At 65.9% G+C, this 19188-nt stretch carries 20 protein-coding genes and 1 tRNA gene; 20 read left to right on the plus strand and 1 reads right to left on the minus strand.

What is annotated here, in order from left to right; genetic code table 11:
- From tpiA to AC3A6Y_RS10205, 20 genes are all read left to right on the plus strand, one after another.
- Entirely contained in the window at nucleotides 1–753 is a 753-nt protein-coding gene (tpiA, locus tag AC3A6Y_RS10110) for a triose-phosphate isomerase (protein WP_487868092.1), read from the plus strand.
- Nucleotides 754–791: 38 nt separating this feature from the next.
- Nucleotides 792–1214, plus strand: coding sequence for a preprotein translocase subunit SecG (gene secG, locus AC3A6Y_RS10115; protein ID WP_487868093.1), 423 nt, complete (start codon nucleotides 792–794; stop codon nucleotides 1212–1214).
- Nucleotides 1215–1371: 157 nt separating this feature from the next.
- Nucleotides 1372–1456: transfer RNA gene (locus tag AC3A6Y_RS10120), tRNA-Leu, on the plus strand.
- 57 nt (nucleotides 1457–1513) lie between these two features.
- On the plus strand, nucleotides 1514–1873 hold the full coding sequence (locus tag AC3A6Y_RS10125) for an NADH-quinone oxidoreductase subunit A (protein ID WP_106554210.1): 360 nt from the start codon (nucleotides 1514–1516) through the stop codon (nucleotides 1871–1873).
- 12 nt (nucleotides 1874–1885) lie between these two features.
- Entirely contained in the window at nucleotides 1886–2365 is a 480-nt protein-coding gene (locus AC3A6Y_RS10130) for a NuoB/complex I 20 kDa subunit family protein (protein WP_021008163.1), read from the plus strand.
- A gap of 13 nt (nucleotides 2366–2378) precedes the next feature.
- The gene (locus AC3A6Y_RS10135) at nucleotides 2379–2987 is read left to right on the plus strand and encodes an NADH-quinone oxidoreductase subunit C (protein WP_487868094.1); all 609 of its coding nucleotides are present in this window, start codon (nucleotides 2379–2381) and stop codon (nucleotides 2985–2987) included.
- Nucleotides 2988–2994: 7 nt separating this feature from the next.
- Nucleotides 2995–4248 carry an NADH-quinone oxidoreductase subunit D gene (locus tag AC3A6Y_RS10140; RefSeq protein ID WP_487868095.1) on the plus strand — a complete coding sequence of 418 codons (1254 nt, stop codon included), beginning with the start codon at nucleotides 2995–2997 and terminating at the stop codon, nucleotides 4246–4248.
- A gap of 8 nt (nucleotides 4249–4256) precedes the next feature.
- Nucleotides 4257–4787 (plus strand): NADH-quinone oxidoreductase subunit NuoE family protein, encoded by a 531-nt coding sequence (locus tag AC3A6Y_RS10145; protein WP_487868096.1) that lies wholly within the window; start codon nucleotides 4257–4259, stop codon nucleotides 4785–4787.
- A complete protein-coding gene (gene nuoF, locus AC3A6Y_RS10150; protein ID WP_487868097.1) occupies nucleotides 4784–6127 on the plus strand; it encodes an NADH-quinone oxidoreductase subunit NuoF in 1344 nt (447 codons plus the stop codon). Before AC3A6Y_RS10145 ends, nuoF begins: the two co-directional genes overlap by 4 nt.
- Nucleotides 6128–6142: 15 nt before the next feature.
- Nucleotides 6143–8290 (plus strand): NADH-quinone oxidoreductase subunit NuoG, encoded by a 2148-nt coding sequence (gene nuoG, locus AC3A6Y_RS10155; RefSeq protein ID WP_487868098.1) that lies wholly within the window; start codon nucleotides 6143–6145, stop codon nucleotides 8288–8290.
- Nucleotides 8287–9363: an NADH-quinone oxidoreductase subunit NuoH gene (gene nuoH / locus AC3A6Y_RS10160; RefSeq protein ID WP_487868099.1), complete on the plus strand. Its 1077-nt coding sequence runs from the start codon at nucleotides 8287–8289 to the stop codon at nucleotides 9361–9363. Before nuoG ends, nuoH begins: the two co-directional genes overlap by 4 nt.
- Before the next feature lie 11 nt (nucleotides 9364–9374).
- A complete protein-coding gene (gene nuoI, locus AC3A6Y_RS10165) occupies nucleotides 9375–9893 on the plus strand; it encodes an NADH-quinone oxidoreductase subunit NuoI (protein ID WP_487868100.1) in 519 nt (172 codons plus the stop codon).
- Nucleotides 9894–9931: 38 nt separating this feature from the next.
- A complete protein-coding gene (locus tag AC3A6Y_RS10170) occupies nucleotides 9932–10579 on the plus strand; it encodes an NADH-quinone oxidoreductase subunit J (protein WP_487868101.1) in 648 nt (215 codons plus the stop codon).
- Nucleotides 10576–10884 carry an NADH-quinone oxidoreductase subunit NuoK gene (gene nuoK / locus AC3A6Y_RS10175; protein WP_106554218.1) on the plus strand — a complete coding sequence of 103 codons (309 nt, stop codon included), beginning with the start codon at nucleotides 10576–10578 and terminating at the stop codon, nucleotides 10882–10884. Before AC3A6Y_RS10170 ends, nuoK begins: the two co-directional genes overlap by 4 nt.
- 96 nt (nucleotides 10885–10980) lie before the next feature.
- Nucleotides 10981–13014: an NADH-quinone oxidoreductase subunit L gene (gene nuoL, locus AC3A6Y_RS10180; protein WP_487868102.1), complete on the plus strand. Its 2034-nt coding sequence runs from the start codon at nucleotides 10981–10983 to the stop codon at nucleotides 13012–13014.
- Nucleotides 13015–13041: 27 nt separating this feature from the next.
- On the plus strand, nucleotides 13042–14520 hold the full coding sequence (locus AC3A6Y_RS10185) for an NADH-quinone oxidoreductase subunit M (RefSeq protein WP_487868103.1): 1479 nt from the start codon (nucleotides 13042–13044) through the stop codon (nucleotides 14518–14520).
- Between the two features lie 24 nt (nucleotides 14521–14544).
- A complete protein-coding gene (nuoN, locus tag AC3A6Y_RS10190; protein WP_487868104.1) occupies nucleotides 14545–16032 on the plus strand; it encodes an NADH-quinone oxidoreductase subunit NuoN in 1488 nt (495 codons plus the stop codon).
- 5 nt (nucleotides 16033–16037) lie between these two features.
- Complete coding sequence (locus AC3A6Y_RS10195) at nucleotides 16038–16343, plus strand: DUF2818 family protein (protein ID WP_309964341.1); 306 nt, start codon at nucleotides 16038–16040, stop codon at nucleotides 16341–16343.
- Nucleotides 16340–16936 carry an NUDIX domain-containing protein gene (locus AC3A6Y_RS10200; protein ID WP_487868105.1) on the plus strand — a complete coding sequence of 199 codons (597 nt, stop codon included), beginning with the start codon at nucleotides 16340–16342 and terminating at the stop codon, nucleotides 16934–16936. The genes AC3A6Y_RS10195 and AC3A6Y_RS10200 overlap by 4 nt, the downstream gene beginning before the upstream one ends.
- Before the next feature lie 7 nt (nucleotides 16937–16943).
- Nucleotides 16944–17387: a DUF1178 family protein gene (locus AC3A6Y_RS10205; protein ID WP_487868106.1), complete on the plus strand. Its 444-nt coding sequence runs from the start codon at nucleotides 16944–16946 to the stop codon at nucleotides 17385–17387.
- Between the two features lie 14 nt (nucleotides 17388–17401).
- Here the strand turns inward: AC3A6Y_RS10205 and AC3A6Y_RS10210 are convergent, their stop codons facing one another.
- Entirely contained in the window at nucleotides 17402–19180 is a 1779-nt protein-coding gene (locus AC3A6Y_RS10210) for an ABC transporter transmembrane domain-containing protein (RefSeq protein WP_487868107.1), read from the minus strand.
- Nucleotides 19181–19188: the final 8 nt, after the last annotated feature.

Below are 19188 nucleotides of genomic sequence, written 5' to 3' on the forward strand. Positions count from 1 at the left end.
ATGACGACGAAGAAGAAACTCATCGCCGGCAACTGGAAGATGAACGGCAGCCTGGTTGCCAACGAGGCGCTGGTAAAAGCGCTGCTGCTGGGCGTGGGCGCGCCCGCCTGCGAAGTCGCCGTGTGCGTGCCGGCGCCATATCTGGCGCAGGTGCAGTCGCTGGTCGCCGGATCGCCCATCGCGCTGGGTGCGCAGGACGTGTCCGCCCAGCCGCAGGGCGCGTTCACCGGCGAGCAGTCGGCCGCGATGCTGAAGGATTTCGGCGTGCGCTATGCGATCGTGGGCCATTCGGAGCGCCGCCAGTACCACGGCGAAACCGACGAGCTCGTGGCGGCCAAGACCGCCGCTGCACTTGCAAACGGCATCACGCCGATCGTGTGTGTCGGCGAGACGCTGGCCGAGCGCGAAGCGGGACACACCGAGGAGGTGGTCAAGCGCCAGTTGGCGGCCGTGATCCATGTCAATGGCCATTGCATCAGCGAGATCGTGGTCGCCTACGAACCCGTCTGGGCCATCGGCACCGGCAAGACCGCGACGCCCGAGCAGGCACAGTCGGTGCACGCGCTGCTGCGCGCGCAGCTGCACCACGCTGCGAACGAGCACGCGGCGGGCATCCGCATCCTCTACGGCGGCAGCATGAACGCTGCCAATGCGGCCGAGCTGCTGGCCCAGCCTGACATCGACGGCGGGCTGATCGGCGGCGCCTCCCTCAAGGCCCCCGACTTTCTGCAGATCATTGCTGCGGCAGGCTGATACAGCGCTGCCGCTAACGAATTTAGGAGTTAGAACGAATGAACGTGGTCCTCAACATCCTCGTGGGCGTGCAGATGCTCGCAGCGCTCGCGATGATCGGGCTGATCCTGATCCAGCACGGCAAGGGCGCCGACATGGGCGCCGCCTTCGGCAGCGGCAGCGCGGGCAGCCTGTTCGGCGCCAGCGGCAGCGCGAACTTCCTCTCGCGCACCACCGGGGTGCTCGCCGCAGTCTTCTTTGCATGCACGCTGCTGCTGGCCTACTTCAGCCATTCGCGTCCCACCGGCGGCGGCAGCCTGCTCGAGCGAGCCGTGGTTGGCACGCCGGCGCCGGCGCCCGCGCCGGCCGCATCGGGACCGGCATCGCAGATTCCGACCGGCAATGCGCCTGCCACGCCAGCTTCGGGTGCACCTGTACCGGCCGCACCGGCTTCGGGCGCCGCGCAGATCCCGACCAAGTAAGCCGAGGTCTTTCGGCCGGACGGATGGCGACTCGATGTTCCTTGTCGTTTTCAGTGCGTCACCAAAAGAAAACGGCTCCGTTTCAGGGTAAACTCTAAAGCTGTCCGGAAAGCCAAAACCTCACAGGTTCCTCATGCCATCCGGACATGCAAACACCGCCGTCGTGGTGAAATTGGTAGACACGCTATCTTGAGGGGGTAGTGGCGAAAGCTGTGCGAGTTCGAGTCTCGCCGACGGCACCAAATCTCGCCGACAGGAGGCTTCATCTTCCTGTCGGCGTTAAGCGGTAAAAGACCCCGATGAACCTCGATTCCTACCTCCCCGTCCTGTTGTTCATCCTGGTCGGAGTGGGTGTTGGCGTAGCGCCCCAGGTTCTCGGTTACATCCTCGGCCCCAATCGGCCCGACACCCAGAAGAACTCGCCCTACGAATGCGGCTTCGAGGCCTTCGAAGACGCGCGCATGAAGTTCGACGTGCGCTATTACCTCGTGGCGATTCTCTTCATTCTTTTCGACCTCGAGATCGCCTTTCTCTTCCCGTGGGCGATTGCGCTCAAGCAGATCGGACCGGTCGGCTTCTGGGCCATGATGATTTTTCTCGCCATCCTCGTCGTGGGCTTCGTCTACGAATGGAAAAAGGGTGCGCTCGATTGGGAATGACAAGGAACCACGATGGCCATTGAAGGCGTCATGAAGGAAGGCTTCGTCACCACGACCTACGATTCGGTGGTGAACTGGGCCAAGACGGGATCGCTCTGGCCGATGACCTTCGGCCTCGCCTGCTGCGCGGTGGAAATGATGCATGCGGGCGCGGCGCGTTACGACATCGACCGCTTCGGCATGCTGTTCCGTCCGAGCCCGCGCCAGTCCGATCTGATGATCGTGGCCGGCACGCTGTGCAACAAGATGGCGCCGGCCCTGCGCAAGGTCTACGACCAGATGCCCGAGCCGCGCTGGGTGCTCTCGATGGGCTCCTGTGCCAACGGCGGCGGCTACTACCACTACAGCTACTCGGTGGTGCGCGGCTGCGATCGCATCGTGCCGGTGGACGTCTACGTGCCGGGCTGCCCGCCGACGGCCGAGGCGCTGCTCTACGGGATCATCCAGCTGCAGCAGAAGATTCGCCGCACCAACACGATCGCGCGTGCCTGAGAAGCGAGAGACGATGACCGACTTTGCGATTTCTCCCGAGGCACTGCAGACTCAGATCACCGAAACGCTCGGCACCAAGGCCAAGAGCGTGACCGTCGCGCTCGGCGAGGTGACGGTGGTGGTTCCTGCCGCCGACTACCTCGAAGCCGCGCGCCTGCTTCGCGATGCACCCGGCTGCAGGTTCGAGCAACTGATCGACCTCTGCGGCATGGACTACTCCGACTACCGCGAAGGCGAGTGGGAAGGCGAGCGCTTCTGCGTGGTCTCCCATCTGCTGTCCGTGAGCCTCAACCAGCGCGTTCGCCTCAAGGTCTTCGTGCCCAACGAAGACCTGCCGGTGGTCGATTCGCTGACCGGCATCTGGAACGCAGCCACCTGGTTCGAGCGCGAGGCTTTCGACCTTTACGGCATCGTGTTCGAGGGTCACGACGACCTGCGCCGCATCCTGACCGACTACGGCTTCATCGGCCATCCCTTCCGCAAGGACTTCCCGGTCTCCGGCCACGTCGAGATGCGTTACGACGCGGAGCAGAAGCGCGTGATCTACCAGCCGGTCTCGATCGAGCCGCGCGAGATCACCCCGCGCGTGATTCGCGAAGACAACTACGGCGGATTGCACTGAGACCGACATGGCCGACATCAAGAACTACACGCTGAACTTCGGACCCCAGCACCCTGCAGCCCACGGCGTGCTGCGCCTGGTGCTCGAGCTCGACGGCGAGGTGATCCAGCGCGCCGATCCGCACATCGGCCTCTTGCACCGCGCGACCGAGAAGCTCGCCGAAAGCCGCACCTACATCCAGTCGCTGCCCTACATGGACCGGCTGGACTACGTTTCGATGATGAGCAACGAGCACGCCTACTGCCTCGCCATCGAGCGCATGCTGGGCCTCGAGGTGCCGGTGCGAGCGCAGTACATCCGCGTGATGTTCGCCGAGATCACGCGCCTGCTGAACCATCTGCTGTGGCTGGGTGCACACGGCCTGGACTGCGGTGCGATGAACATGCTCATCTACTGCTTCCGCGAGCGCGAGGATCTGTTCGACCTCTACGAGGCGGTGTCGGGCGCGCGCATGCACGCGGCCTACTTCCGTCCGGGCGGCGTCTACCGCGACCTGCCGGACGCGATGCCGCAGTACAAGGTCAGCAAGATCAAGAACGCCAAGGCGATCGAGAAGCTCAACGAGAACCGCCAGGGCTCGATGCTCGATTTCGTCGACGACTTCTGCAAGCGCTTCCCCAAGATGGTCGACGAGTACGAGACGCTGCTCACCGACAACCGTATCTGGAAGCAGCGCACCGTGGGCATCGGCGTGGTCACGCCCGAGCGCGCACTCAACCTGGGCTTCACCGGTCCGATGCTGCGCGGCTCCGGGGTCGAATGGGATCTGCGCAAGAAGCAGCCCTACGACGTCTACGACAAGATGGAATTCGACGTGCCGGTCGGCAAGACCGGCGACTGCTACGACCGTTACCTGGTGCGCGTCGAGGAGATGCGCCAAGCCAACCGGATCATCCAGCAGTGCTCGGCCTGGCTGCGTGCCAACCCCGGCCCGGTGATCACCGACAACCACAAGGTGGCCGCACCTGCGCGCGAATCGATGAAGGCGAACATGGAGGAGCTGATCCACCATTTCAAGCTCTTCACCGAAGGCTTCCACGTGCCCGAGGGCGAGGCGTATGCCGCCGTGGAGCACCCGAAGGGCGAGTTCGGCATCTATCTCGTGAGCGATGGCGCCAACAAGCCCTACCGCCTGAAGATCCGTGCACCCGGCTTCCCGCACCTGGCAGCGCTCGACGAAATGTCGCGCGGCCACATGATCGCCGACGCGGTCGCGGTGATCGGCACCATGGACATCGTCTTCGGCGAAATCGACAGGTGAGCGAACGAATGACTCCCGACACCCCCCACAGCACCCAGGCGCCGCTGTCGGACGCCACACTGGCGCTCTTCGCGCGCGAGGTCGCCAAGTACCCGCCGGCGGGCAAGCAGTCGGCCGTGATGGCCCTGCTCACGATCGTGCAGAAGAACGAGGGCTACGTCAGCATGCAGCGCGAGCGCGAAATCGCGGCCTACCTCGGCATGGCGCCGATCGCGGTGCACGAGGTCACGACCTTCTACAACATGTACAACCAGCAGCCGGTGGGCAAGTTCAAGCTCAACGTCTGCACCAACCTGCCGTGCCAGCTGCGCGACGGGGCGGTGGCGCTGGCGCACCTCGAGAAGAAGCTCGGCATCAAGATGGGCGAGACCACCGCCGACGGCATGTTCACCCTGCAGCAGAGCGAGTGCCTCGGCGCCTGCGCCGATTCGCCCGTGATGCTGGTCAACGACCGCACCATGTGCAGCTTCATGAGCAACGAAAAGCTCGATCAGCTGGTCGACGGCCTGCGCGGCGCCAAGGCGGAGGGCGCGCAATGATGACGCCCGAGCAAGTGCTCTCGCAGTTCCAGGCCACCGGCGTGCAGACCTGCTTCCATGACCGCCACATCGAGCCCCAGATCTACGCCGGCCTCGACGGCACCAACTGGCGCCTGGCCGATTACGAAGCGCGCGGCGGCTACAAGGCGCTGCGCAAGATCCTCAGCGAAGGCCTCACGCCCGAGCAGGTGATCGCCGAAGTCAAGGCCTCCGGCTTGCGCGGCCGCGGCGGCGCGGGCTTTCCGACCGGCCTGAAGTGGAGCTTCATGCCGCGCCAGTTCCCCGGCCAGAAGTACCTGGTCTGCAACTCGGACGAGGGCGAGCCGGGCACCTGCAAGGACCGCGACATCCTGCAGTTCAACCCGCACATCGTGATCGAGGGCATGGCCATCGCGGCCTACGCGATGAGCATCAGCGTGGGCTACAACTACATCCACGGCGAGATCTTCCAGACCTACGAGCGCTTCGAAGAGGCGCTGGAAGAGGCGAGGGCGGCCGGCTTCCTGGGCGACAACATCCTGGGCAGCAGCTTCAGCTTCCAGCTGCATGCCTCGCACGGCTTCGGCGCCTACATCTGCGGCGAAGAGACGGCGCTGCTCGAATCGCTGGAAGGCAAGAAGGGCCAGCCGCGCTTCAAGCCGCCGTTTCCGGCCAGCTTCGGCCTCTACGGCAAGCCGACCACCATCAACAACACCGAGACCTTCGCCGCGGTGCCGTGGATCATCAACAACGGCGGCGTGGCGTATCTGGAGTGCGGCAAGCCGAACAACGGCGGTACCAAGATCTACTCGGTCAGCGGCGACGTCGAGCTGCCCGGCAATTACGAAGTGCCGATGGGCACGCCCTTCTCGAAGCTGCTCGAGCTCGCCGGTGGCGTGCGCAAGGGCCGCCAGCTCAAGGCCGTGATCCCTGGCGGTTCCTCGGCACCGGTGCTGCCGGCCTCGATCATGATGGAGTGCACGATGGACTACGACTCCATCGCCAAGGCCGGCTCGATGCTGGGCTCCGGAGCCGTGATCGTGATGGACGACAGCCGCTCGATGGTCGAGTCGCTCAAGCGCCTCTCTTACTTCTACATGCACGAGTCCTGTGGCCAATGCACCCCGTGCCGCGAGGGCACAGGCTGGCTTTGGCGCGTGGTGGACCGCATCCACAATGGCCACGGCAAGCCCAGCGACATGGACCTGTTGAACTCGGTCGCCGACAACATCCAGGGCCGCACCATCTGTGCGCTGGGCGATGCTGCCGCGATGCCGGTGCGGGCCATGATCAAGCATTTCCGACACGAGTTCGAGGCCTTGATTCCGGGTTACGTCCCCAAGGCACCGGTCAAGGCCTGAGCGAGAAAACAAAACATGGTTGAAATCGAACTCGACGGCAAGAAGGTCGACATCGTCGAAGGCAGCATGATCATGCATGCGGCCGACAAGGCGGGCACCTACATCCCGCACTTCTGCTATCACAAGAAGCTCAGCATCGCGGCCAACTGCCGCATGTGCCTGGTCGACGTCGAAAAGGCGCCCAAGCCGATGCCGGCCTGCGCCACGCCGGTGACGCAGGGCATGATCGTGCGCACCAAGAGCGACAAGGCCATCAAGGCCCAGCAGGCGGTCATGGAGTTCCTGCTGATCAACCACCCGCTCGACTGCCCCATCTGCGACCAGGGCGGCGAGTGCCAGCTGCAGGACCTCGCCGTCGGCTACGGCGGCTCCTCCTCGCGCTACGAGGAAGAGAAGCGCGTGGTCTTCCGCAAGGACCCGGGTCCCCTCATCAGCATGGAGGAGATGACCCGGTGCATTCATTGCACGCGCTGCGTGCGCTTCGGCCAGGAAGTGGCCGGCGTGATGGAGCTCGGCATGTCGCACCGCGGCGAGCACGCCGAGATCGAGACTTTCCTCGGCAGCTCGATCGATTCCGAGCTTTCGGGCAACATGATCGACATCTGCCCGGTTGGCGCGCTGACCAGCAAACCCTTTCGCTACAGCGCCCGCACCTGGGAACTGTCGCGCCGCAAGTCGGTGAGCCCGCACGATTCGACCGGCGCCAACCTGATCGTTCAGGTCAAGAACAACCGCGTGATGCGCGTGGTGCCGCTGGAGAACGAAGACGTCAACGAGTGCTGGATCGCCGACCGCGACCGCTTCTCCTACGAGGCGCTGAACGGCCCCGAGCGCCTGACGCAGCCCATGCTCAAGCAGGGTGGCCAGTGGCAGCAGGTCGACTGGCAGACCGCGCTCGAGTACGTGGCCAACGGCCTCAAGCAGATCAAGGCCGACCATGGTGCGCACAGCATCGGAACGCTGGCCAGCCCGCACAGCACGGTGGAAGAGCTGCACCTGGCCAAGCTGCTCATGCAGGGCCTGGGCAGTGCCAACATCGACTACCGCCTGCGCAACGCCGAGTTCGGCGCCTCCGAGGGCGTGCGCTGGCTGGGCACCTCGGTCGCTTCGCTGTCGCAAATGCAGCGCGTGCTGGTGATTGGCAGCAACCTGCGCAAGGACCATCCGCTGTTCGCGCAGCGCATTCGTCAATCGGTGCGCAAGGGCGCGGCGCTCAGTGCGCTCACCGCCCCTGAACTGCTGGCAGACGACGAAGCCTGGGCGATGCCCGTGGCCAACGCCGTGCGCGTGCCGGCGCAAGACTGGATCGACACGCTCGCCGAGATCGCCTCGGCGGTCGCCGCGACGACCGGCGCCGCGGGGCCGATCGCCCGTTCCGCCGAACCCGGCGACGCGGCCAAGGCCATCGCTGCCTCGCTGCTCGGCGGCGAGCGCAAGGCCATCCTGCTGGGCAACGCGGCCGCCCACCACGCCGAAGCCCGCGCGCTGCTGGCATTGGCGAACTGGATCGGCGCCCAGACCGGCGCCAGCGTCGGCTATCTCACCGAGGCGGCCAACACCGTCGGTGCCCAACTGGTCGGCGCACTGCCCATGGATGCCGGCCTGAACGCCGGCGAGATGCTGCAGGGTGCGCTCAAGGCGGTCCTGCTGCTCAACACCGAGCCGGTTTTCGACTCGGCTGCCGGCACCAAGGCGGCCGATGCACTCACGCATGCCCAGATGGTCGTGACGCTGAGCCCCTTCAAGGCCAACCTCGACTTCAGCGACGTGCTGCTGCCGATCGCACCCTTCAGCGAAACGCCGGGTACCTTCGTCAACGCCGAGGGCCGCGTGCAGGGTTTCCACGCCGTGGTGAAGCCGCTGGGCGAGACGCGCCCCGCCTGGAAGGTGCTGCGTGTGCTGGCCAACCTGCTGGGCCTGCCGGGCTTCTCCTTCGAGTCGGCGGCCGAGGTCCTGGCCGACACCGGCCTGGCCCCCGGCCTCGTCCCGGCCGACAGGCTGAGCAACGCCACAGCGGCTCGCCCCGACGGCGAGCGCGTTCCCGACGCCGCGGCGCCGGCCGTCGCCGCCATCTACCAACTCGATTCGATCGTGCGCCGTGCGCCTTCGCTGCAACTCACCGCCGATGCGCGCGCCGCGCAAGCCGAGGAGGTGCTCGCATGATCGACAGCCTGCATGGATTCGGCCTCGGCCTGGTCGCGGCCCCGTGGTGGACCGCGGTCGCCTGGCCGGTGATCTGGACGCTGATCAAGATCGTGGTGGTGGTGCTGCCGCTGATGGGCGCCGTGGCCTACCTCACGCTGTGGGAGCGCAAGGCCATCGGCTTCACGCAGATCCGTCTGGGTCCGAACCGCATCGGTCCGCTGGGTTTGTTGCAGCCCATTGCCGACGCACTGAAGCTGCTGACCAAGGAAATCATTCTCCCGACGGTCGCCAACAAGGGCCTGTTCCTGCTGGGCCCGATCATGACCATCATGCCGGCCCTGGCTGCATGGGCGGTGATCCCCTTCGGTCCCGACGTCGCGCTGGCCAACATCAACGCCGGCCTGCTGTTCGTCATGGCCATCACCTCGCTCGAGGTCTACGGCGTGATCATTGCGGGCTGGGCCTCGAACTCCAAGTACGCCTTCCTGGGAGCGCTGCGCGCCTCGGCGCAGATGGTGAGCTACGAGATCGCGATGGGCTTCTGCTTCGTCGTGGTGCTGATGGTCTCCGCCAGCCTCAACATGACCGACATCGTGATGGGGCAGGGCAAGGGCCACTTCGCCTCGATGGGCATCGGCTTCCTGTCGTGGAACTGGCTGTCGCTGCTGCCGATCTTCGTCGTCTACTTCATCTCCGGCCTGGCCGAGACCAACCGCCATCCCTTCGACGTGGTGGAAGGCGAGTCGGAAATCGTCGCCGGCCACATGATCGAGTACTCGGGCATGAGCTTCGCGATGTTCTTCCTGGCCGAGTACGCCAACATGTGGCTGGTCTCGATCCTGTGCGCGGTCCTGTTCCTCGGCGGCTGGCTGCCTCCCTTCGATTTCCTCGGCTTCATCCCCGGCTGGATCTGGCTGGGCCTCAAGACCTTCGTCGTGGTCACCATGTTCCTGTGGGTCCGCTCGACCTTCCCGCGCTTCCGCTACGACCAGATCATGCGTCTGGGCTGGAAGATCTTCATCCCGGTCACGCTGGTGTGGCTGGTGGTGGTCGGCGCCTGGATGCAGACCCCGTTCAACATCTGGAAGTAACTGGAATCGCCATGGCTGCGACCACTGCAACTACCAACACACCGTTCTCGCTCAAGGACTTCCTGTCCAGCTTCATGCTGGTCGAGCTGTTCAAGGGCCTGGCCATCACGGGCAAGTACGCCTTCAGCCGCAAGATCACGGTGCAGTTTCCGGAAGAGAAGACGCCGCTCTCCCCGCGCTTCCGCGGCCTGCATGCGCTGCGCCGCTACGAGAACGGCGAGGAGCGCTGCATCGCCTGCAAGCTCTGCGAAGCCGTGTGCCCGGCGCTCGCCATCACCATCGAATCGGACGTGCGCGACGACGGTTCGCGCCGCACCACGCGCTACGACATCGACCTGACCAAGTGCATCTTCTGCGGCTTCTGCGAGGAAAGCTGCCCGGTCGATTCCATCGTCGAGACCCACATCTTCGAATACCACGGCGAAAAGCGCGGCGACTTGTACTTCACCAAGGACATGCTGCTGGCCGTAGGCGACCGCTACGAAAAAGAAATCGCTGCCAACAAGGCAGCCGATGCCAAGTACCGCTGAGGCGGACCTGGCCCGATAACAAACAACGAAACCGATCCATGGACGTCAAGACCGGTCTGTTCTACCTGTTCGCCGCGGTGCTGCTCTTCGCGGCCTTCCGCGTCATCACCTCGCGCAATCCCGTGTATGCGGCGCTGTACCTGGTGCTGGCCTTCTTCCAGGCCTCGGCCATCTGGCTGCTGCTGCGCGCCGAGTTCCTTGCGATCTCGCTGGTGCTGGTCTACGTGGGCGCGGTGATGGTGCTGTTCCTGTTCGTGGTCATGATGCTCGACATCAACGTCGACGCGTTGCGGCAGGGCTTCTGGAAGCACTTCCCGCTTGCAGCGGGCATCGGCGCGCTGATCGCGCTCGAGATGGCCGCGGTGCTGATGGGCGGCTTCCGCCTGGCCGAGCCGCGCCGACCAATGGCCACCGGCCCCGACACCTCCAACACCCTGGAGCTCGGCAAGCTGCTCTACACCGAATACCTCTACCCGCTGGAGATCGCGGCCGTCATCCTGCTCGTGGCCATCGTCGCCGCCATCGCGCTCACGCTGCGCACGCGCAAGGACAGCAAGTACGTGAACCCCTCCGACCAGGTGCGCGTGAAAGCGCGCGACCGCGTGCGCATCGTGCAGATGCCCGTGACGCGGGCCGCGCAGCCGGTGGCGGACGAAGCGCCTGCAGCCGGGGAGACCAAGGCATGACCATCACGCTCGGACACTTTCTCTCGCTGGGCGCGATGCTCTTCGCGCTGTCGGTGATCGGCATCTTCCTGAACCGCAAGAACCTGATCGTGCTCCTGATGTGCATCGAGCTGATGCTGCTCGCGGTCAACGTGAACTTCGTCGCCTTCTCGTACTTCCTGGGCGACATGCACGGCCAGATCTTCGTGTTCTTCATCTTGACCGTGGCCGCGGCCGAGTCCGCGATCGGGCTGGCGCTGCTGGTGCTGCTGTTCCGCAACAAGTCGAACATCAACGTCGACGAACTCAATGCGCTCAAAGGCTGAGAGAAACATGTACCCCCACGCTCCTCACTTCGTGAACTCGCTGCCACCCGCGGGTGCGCAGCCCGCCTTTGGGGCGGCCCGGCGGGCGGTCTCGGCATGAGCGCAACTCTTTCCGCATCCGCACTGCTGGCCGTGCCGCTGGCACCCCTGGTCGGCTCGCTGCTTGCCGGCCTGTTCGGCACCAAGTTCGGCGGCAACCGCTTCGGCCGCCGCGCCTCGCACTCGATGACCATCCTGGGCGTGTTCATCGCCTTCGTCATCTCGGCCATGACGCTCAAGAGCGTGGTGGCCGACGGCGCCCGCTTCAACGCCACCATCTACGAATGGATGGTGGTCGACGGCATCAAGATGGAGATCGGCTTCCTGGTCGACGGCCTCACGGCCATGATGATGTGCGTCGTGACCTTCGTCTCGCTGATGGTGCACATCTACACCATCGGCTACATGGAAGAGGACGAGGGCTACAACCGCTTCTTCGCCTATATCTCGCTCTTCACCTTCTCCATGCTGATGCTGGTGATGAGCAACAACATGCTCCAGCTCTTCTTCGGCTGGGAGGCCGTGGGCCTGGTGTCCTACCTGCTGATCGGCTTCTGGTACAACAAGCCGAGCGCCATCTTCGCCAACCTCAAGGCCTTCCTGGTCAATCGCGTGGGCGACTTCGGCTTCATCCTGGGCATCGGCCTGATCGCCGCCTATGCCGGCACGCTGAACTACGGCGAGGCCTTCGCCAAGGCCGATGAACTGGCCAAGCTGAGCTTCCCCGGCACCGAATGGATGCTGATCACCGTGATCTGCATCTGCCTGTTCATCGGCGCCATGGGCAAGAGCGCCCAGTTCCCGCTGCACGTGTGGCTGCCCGATTCGATGGAAGGCCCGACCCCCATCTCCGCGCTGATCCATGCGGCGACCATGGTGACGGCCGGCATCTTCATGGTGGCGCGCATGTCGCCCCTGTTCGAGCTGAGCGACACGGCACTGTCCTTCGTGCTGGTGATCGGCGCCATCACGGCGCTCTTCATGGGCTTCCTGGGCATCATCCAGAACGACATCAAGCGCGTGGTGGCCTATTCGACGCTCTCGCAGCTGGGCTACATGACGGTCGCGCTGGGCGCCTCGGCCTACTCGGTGGCGGTGTTCCACCTGATGACGCACGCCTTCTTCAAGGCGCTGCTGTTCCTCGGCGCCGGCTCGGTGATCATCGGCATGCACCACAACCAGGACATCCGCTGGATGGGCGGCGTGCGCAAGTACATGCCCATCACCTGGATCACCTCGCTGCTGGGCTCGCTGGCGCTGATCGGCACGCCGCTGTTCGCGGGCTTCTACTCGAAGGACAGCATCATCGAGGCCGTGCACGAGAGCCACCTCTGGGGCGCCGGCTTCGCCTACTGGGCGGTGCTGGCGGGCGTGTTCGTCACGGCCTTCTATTCCTTCCGCATGTACTTCCTTGTGTTCCACGGCAAGGAGCGCTACGACCAGAACCCGGATGTGCACCACCACGAGCCGGACGCCGAGCCCGACCATGGCCACCACGACGATCACTCCACGCCGCATGAGTCGCCGTGGGTGGTGTGGCTGCCGCTGGTGCTGCTGGCCATTCCCTCGGTGGTGATCGGCTACATGACCATCCAGCCGATGCTCTTCGGCGAGTTCTTCAAGGATGCGATCGTCGTCGACGCCGGCAAGCACCACGCGATGAAGGAACTGGCCGAGGCCTTCCACGGCCCCATGGCCATGGCCCTGCACGGGCTGACCGCGGCGCCGTTCTGGCTGGCGCTGGCCGGCGTGGTGCTGGCCTGGTACATGTACCTGATCAATCCGGCGCTGCCGGAGGCCATCAAGCGCGCCTTCGGCCCGGTCTACCGCCTGCTCGAGAACAAGTACTACATGGACTGGATCAACGAGCACCTGATCGCGCGCGGCACGCGCGGACTGGGCACCGGCCTGTGGAAGGGCGGCGACCAGGGGATCATCGACGGCGCCATCGTCGACGGCTCCTGGAAAGCGATCGGCCGCATCGCCGGCGTCGTCCGCTGGATGCAGTCGGGCTACATCTATCACTACGCCTTCGCGATGCTCCTGGGCATCTTCATCCTCATGACGTATTTCGTCTGGTTCAACAGATAAACCGCGCGCCACTGGAGAAAAGCAAAAATGGGTTTGTTGAGCCTTGCCATCTGGGTGCCGATCGTCTTCGGCGCCGTGCTGCTGGCCATCGGTCGCGACCAGCACGCGAGCATCGTGCGCTGGATCGCACTCGTCGGCTCGATCGTGAGCTTCCTGGCCACCGTGCCGCTCTACACGCGCTTCCAGAACGGCACCGCCGCGATGCAGTTCGTCGAGAAGAGCAGCTGGATCGAGCGTTTCAATGTTTTCTATCACGTCGGCCTCGACGGCCTGTCGCTGTGGCTGGTGCTGCTGACGGCCTTCATCACGGTCATCGTCGTGATCTCGGCGTGGGAGGTGATCACCGAGCGCGTCAATCAGTACATGGGCGCCTTCCTGATCCTCTCGGGCCTCATGATCGGCACCTTCTCGGCGCTGGACGGCGTGCTCTTCTACGTCTTCTTCGAGGCGACGCTGATCCCGATGTACCTGATCATCGGCATCTGGGGCGGCCCGAAGAAGATCTATGCCGCCTTCAAGTTCTTCATCTACACGCTGCTCGGCTCGCTCCTGACGCTGGTCGCGCTGATCTACCTGTACAACCGCTCGGGCGGCAGCTTCGACATCCTGAGCTGGCACAAGCTGCCGCTGACGGCCAGGGAGCAGACCTTCCTGTTCTTCGCCTTCTTCGCGGCCTTCGCGGTCAAGGTGCCGATGTGGCCGGTCCACACCTGGCTGCCCGATGTGCACGTCGAGGCGCCCACCGGCGGCTCGGCCGTGCTGGCGGCGATCATGCTGAAGCTGGGCGCCTACGGCTTCCTGCGCTTCTCGATGCCCATCGCGCCTGACGCCTCGCACGAATGGGCCTGGCTGATGATCGCGCTTTCGCTGATCGCGGTGATCTACGTCGGCCTGGTGGCGCTCGTGCAGCAGGACATGAAGAAGCTGGTGGCCTATTCGTCGGTCGCCCACATGGGCTTCGTCACGCTGGGCTTCTTCATCTTCAACGAGATCGGGATCTCGGGCGGCATCGTCCAGATGATCGCGCACGGCTTCGTCTCGGGCGCCATGTTCCTTTGCATCGGCGTGCTGTACGACCGCGTGCATTCGCGCCAGATTGCCGACTACGGCGGCGTGGTCAACACCATGCCCAAGTTCGCGGCCTTCGCGCTGCTGTTCGCCATGGCCAACTGCGGCCTGCCCGCGACCGCCGGCTTCGTCGGCGAATGGATGGTGATCATCGGCGCGGTCAAGGCCAACTTCTGGCTGGGGGTGGGCGCGGCGACGGCGCTGATCTTCGGCGCGGCCTACACGCTGTGGATGTACAAGCGGGTCTACCTGGGCCCGGTGGGCAACGACCACGTGAAGGCGCTGGACGACATCAACGCCCGCGAGTTCCTCATGCTGGCCCTGCTCGCAATCGCGGTGCTGTGGATGGGCCTGTATCCCAAGCCCTTCACCGACGCGAGCAATGCCTCCGTGAGCGAGCTCCTGCGCCACGTCCAGACGTCCAAGATTCCAGGCTGAGCAGCCAGGCCCCAAGAGAACGAGATGATTGACAAACTCAGCTGGATGACGATCTACCCCGAGATGGTGCTGCTGGTCATGGCCTGCATCATCGCGCTGGTGGATCTGTCCACGACCGACACCCATCGCACGCGCACCTACGTGCTGACCCTGCTCACGCTGGCCGTGGTGGCCGTGCTCACCGGCATGCAGGCCACCGACGCCACGAGCCACTACGGCTTCGGCGGCATGGTCGTGAGCGACCCGATGGGCAACTGGCTCAAGTGCTTCGCCTCCGTGGCGCTGATGGTCACCCTGGTCTACGGCCGTCCCTACGCGGCCGACCGCGGCATGCTGCGCGGCGGCGAGCTCTTCACCATGAGCATGTTCTCGCTTCTGGGCATCTTCGTGATGATCTCGGGCAGCAACTTCCTGGTGATCTACCTCGGCCTGGAGCTGCTCACGCTGTCGAGCTACGCGCTGGTCGCGCTGCGGCGCGACAACGCGGTGGCCAGCGAGGCGGCGATGAAGTACTTCGTGCTCGGCGCCATGGCCAGCGGCTTCCTGCTCTACGGCCTGTCGATGATGTACGGCGCCACCGGCTCGCTCGACACCACCGAGGTCTTCAAGGCCATTGCCAGCCGCAAGGTCAACCACCAGGTGCTGGTCTTCGGGCTGGTGTTCATCGTCGCCGGCCTGGCCTTCAAGGTCGGCGCTGCGCCGTTCCATATGTGGGTACCCGACGTCTACCAGGGCGCGCCCACGGCCGTCACGCTGATGATCGGCGCGGCGCCCGAACTGGCCGCCTTCGCCATCATCATCCGCCTGCTGGTCGAGGGGCTGCTGCCGCTCGCGTTCGACTGGCAGCAGATGCTGGCCTTGCTCGCCATCGCCTCCCTGCTGGTGGGCAACCTGGCCGCCATCGCGCAGACCAACCTCAAGCGCATGCTGGCCTACTCGACCATCTCGCAGATGGGCTTCATGCTGCTGGGCATGGTGGCGGGCGTGGTCAACAACAGCACCTACAACGCGCAGTTCGCGTACAGCGCGGCGATGTTCTACATCGTCACCTACGTGCTGACCACGCTGGCGAGCTTCGGCATCATCCTGCTGCTCGCGCGGGAGGGCTTCGAGAGCGAGGAAATCACCGACCTCGCCGGCCTCAACCAGCGCAGCCCGCTCTATGCCGGCGTCATGGCCATCGCCATGTTCTCGCTGGCGGGCATCCCGCCGCTGGTCGGCTTCTACGCCAAGCTGGCCGTGCTGCAGGCGCTGATCGCCTCCGGCCAGGGCCTTTACATCGCGCTGGCGGTGTTCGCGGTCGTGATGTCGCTGGTCGGCGCGTTCTATTACATCCGCGTGGTCAAGGTGATGTACTTCGACGCGCCGGTGACGGCGACCACCGTCTCGGCGCCGCGCGACGTGCGCACCGTGCTGGCCGTCAACGGCGCGCTGATCCTGATCCTGGGCATCGTGCCCGGCGGGCTCATGTCGTTGTGCGCCCAGGCCATCGTGGCCACGCTGGCCGGCTGAGGGTCGTGTCGCAGGGAGCTTCGGTCTGGGTGGTGCTGCTCGTCGCGTTGCTGGCGGCCAATCTGCCCTTCCTGAACGAGCGCCTGCTCGGCATGGTGCCGCTCGCGGCGCGCGCCAAGTCGCTGGCCCTTCGGCTGGGCGAGCTGGTGATCCTCTATTTCGCCGCCGGCGGCATCGGGCTCCTGTTCGAGCGCCGCGCCGGCCAGATCGCGCCCCAAGGCTGGGAGTTCTACGCCGTCACCGGGGCGTTGTTCCTCGTGCTCGCGTTCCCGGGCTTCACCTGGCGCTACCTCCTCAAGCATCGGAAATGACGGACGACGCACATCTGAAGGAAGAGGGCATCGCCAGCGAGCTGCTCTTCAAGGGCAACTTCCTGGAGGCCAAGCGCGACACCGTGCGCCTGCCGGACGGCAAGACTGCGACCCGCGAGTACATCGTTCACCCCGGCGCGGTGGTGGTGGTGCCGTTGCTCGATGACGGCCGCGTGGCGATGGTGCGCCAGTACCGCTACCCGATCGACCGGGTCATGACCGAGTTTCCGGCCGGCAAGCTCGACCCCGGCGAGGACCCCTTGGTGTGTGGCCTGCGCGAACTGCAGGAGGAAACCGGCTACACCGCACGCGAGTGGGCCCATGCCGGCGCCATGCACCTGGCGGTGGCCTATTCGACCGAGATCATCCACATCTACTTCGCGCGTGGCCTCACCGTGGGCAGCCAGCAGCTCGACCACGAGGAGTTCGTCGAGCTGACCGCGGCCACCCCCGCTCAGCTGCTGGAGTGGTGCCGCGACGGCACCGTGTCGGATGCCAAGACGCTGACCTGCACGCTCTGGCTGCAGAACGTCCTGTCCGGCGCATGGGTGCTCGACTGGAAAAGCGCCGACTTCCCACCCGCCGGCCCATAATCCGCGCATGAAGGTCCTCAACCTCCAATGCGCGCACGGCCACGGTTTCGAGGGCTGGTTCGCGTCCAACGACGACTTCGAGACGCAGCTCGCCGGCGGCCTCGTGTCCTGCCCCCTGTGCGGCGACACAGCCATCACCAAGCTGCTCACCGCGCCGCGCCTCAATCTCGGCAATGCCAAGCCGCCCGCCGAGCCTGCCCCCGTGCCCGCCGTCGTCCAGGGCGACTCGCCCGAGGGCCGCTGGATGCGTGCGGTGCGCGAGGTGATGGCCAAGACCGAGGACGTCGGCGACCGCTTCGCCGCCGAGGCCCGCAAGATGCACTACGGCGAGGCCGAGGAGCGCGGCATCCGCGGCCAGGCCACGCGCGAGGAAGCCAAGGATCTGCTCGACGAGGGCATTTCGGTCTTCTCGCTGCCCCTGCCGCCGGCGCTCAAGGAAACGCTTCAGTAGCTGCGCTCGCTGTCTCAGGCTGCGAACTGGAGCGCCGCCAGCCGCCCATACACCCCGTTGCGTGCCACCAGTGCCGCGTGCGTTCCCTGTTCCACGATGCCGCCGTGGTCGAGCACGATGATGCGGTCGGCCCTCTGCACCGTCGCCAGCCGGTGCGCGATGACCAGCGTGGTGCGGTTTGCCATCGCCGATTCCAGCGCCGCCTGCACCATGCGCTCGCTTTCCGCATCGAGCGCGCTGGTCGCCTCGTCGAGCAGCAGCAGGGGCGGGTTCTTGAGCATGGCCCGCGCGATCGCGATGCGCTGGCGCTGGCCGCCTGACAGCCGCACCCCGCGCTCGCCCAGGAAGGTGTCGTAGCCCTCGGGCAGCGCCCGCAGGAAGCCGTCGGCGAAGGCGGCGCGCGCCGCGGCGTACACCTCCTCGGCGCTCGCCTCGGGCCGGCCGTAGCGGATGTTCTCGAAGGCGCTGGCCGAGAAGATCACCGCGTCTTGCGGCACCAGCCCGATCCGCGTGCGCAGCGCGTCGAGGGCGAGCTCGGCGAGCGGCGCGCCGTCGAGCAGGATGCGGCCCGACTGCGGATCGTAGTAGCGCAGCAGCAGCTGGAACACCGTGCTCTTGCCCGCGCCGCTCGATCCCACCAGCGCGACCGTCTCGCCGGGTGCGATGTCCAGGCTGAAGTCCCGCAAGGCCGGCGTGCCGGGGCGCGAGGGGTAGTGAAAGCCGATCTGCTCGAAGCGCACGGCGCTGCCGGCCGCCGGCACCGCCGCCTGCGCGGGCCGCGTCGGCGACACGATCGCCGGCCTGGCATGCAGCAGCTCCATCAGCCGCTCGGTGGCGCCGGCGGCGCGCAGCAGGTCGCCGTAAACCTCGCCCAGCACCGCCGCGGCGCTGGCCAGGATGATGACGTACACCACCGTCTGCCCCAGGTGCCCGGCCGTGATGTCGCCGCGCAGCACCGCCTGCGTGCCCTGGTACAGGCCCCAGAGCAGCGCGGCCGAGGTGGCGATGATGATGAAGGCCACCAGGACCGAGCGGGCCTTGGTGCGGCGCACGGCGGTGCGGAAGGCGCTGTCGGTGGAGGCGTCGAAGCGCGCCGCCTCGCGCGCCTCGGCGGTGTAGCTCTGCACCACCGGAATGGCGTTCAGCACCTCGGCCGCGATCGCGCTCGAATCGGCCACCCGGTCCTGGCTGGCGCGCGAGAGCCGGCGCACCCGGCGACCGAACCACATGCTGGGCAGCACGACCAGCACCAGAATGCCCAGCACCTGCACCATCACGTACGGATTGGTCCAGACCAGCATGCCCAGCGCGCCGATGCCCATCACCGCGTTGCGCAGGCCCATGCTGAGCGAAGAGCCGACCACCGTCTGCACCAGCGTCGTGTCGGCCGTCAGCCGCGACAGCACCTCGCCGGTCTGCGTGGTCTCGAAAAAAGCCGGGCTCTGGCGCAGCACGTGGGCATAGACCGCGTTGCGCAGGTCGGCCGTGACGCGCTCGCCGAGCCAGCTCACCGTGTAGAAGCGCGCCGCCGAAAAAACGCCGAGTGCCACGGCGACGGCGAAGAGGGCGAGGAAGTGGTCGCGCAGCGCCATCGTCTGGGCGCCGCGGTCGGCCACGATCAAGCCGCCGTCGATCAGGCCACGCAAGGCCAGTGGAAACACCAAGGTGGTCGCTGCCGCCAGGACCAGGAACACGGCGGCCAGTGCGATCTGGACGCGGTAGGGCCGCAAGAAGGGGGCCAGGCCGGAGAGCGATCGAGGGGAGCCTTTGGCGGCCGAGACAGGGGAAACCATGAGCCGGA

The sequence above is a fragment of the Variovorax sp. Soil_C_17 genome (assembly GCF_057657265.1).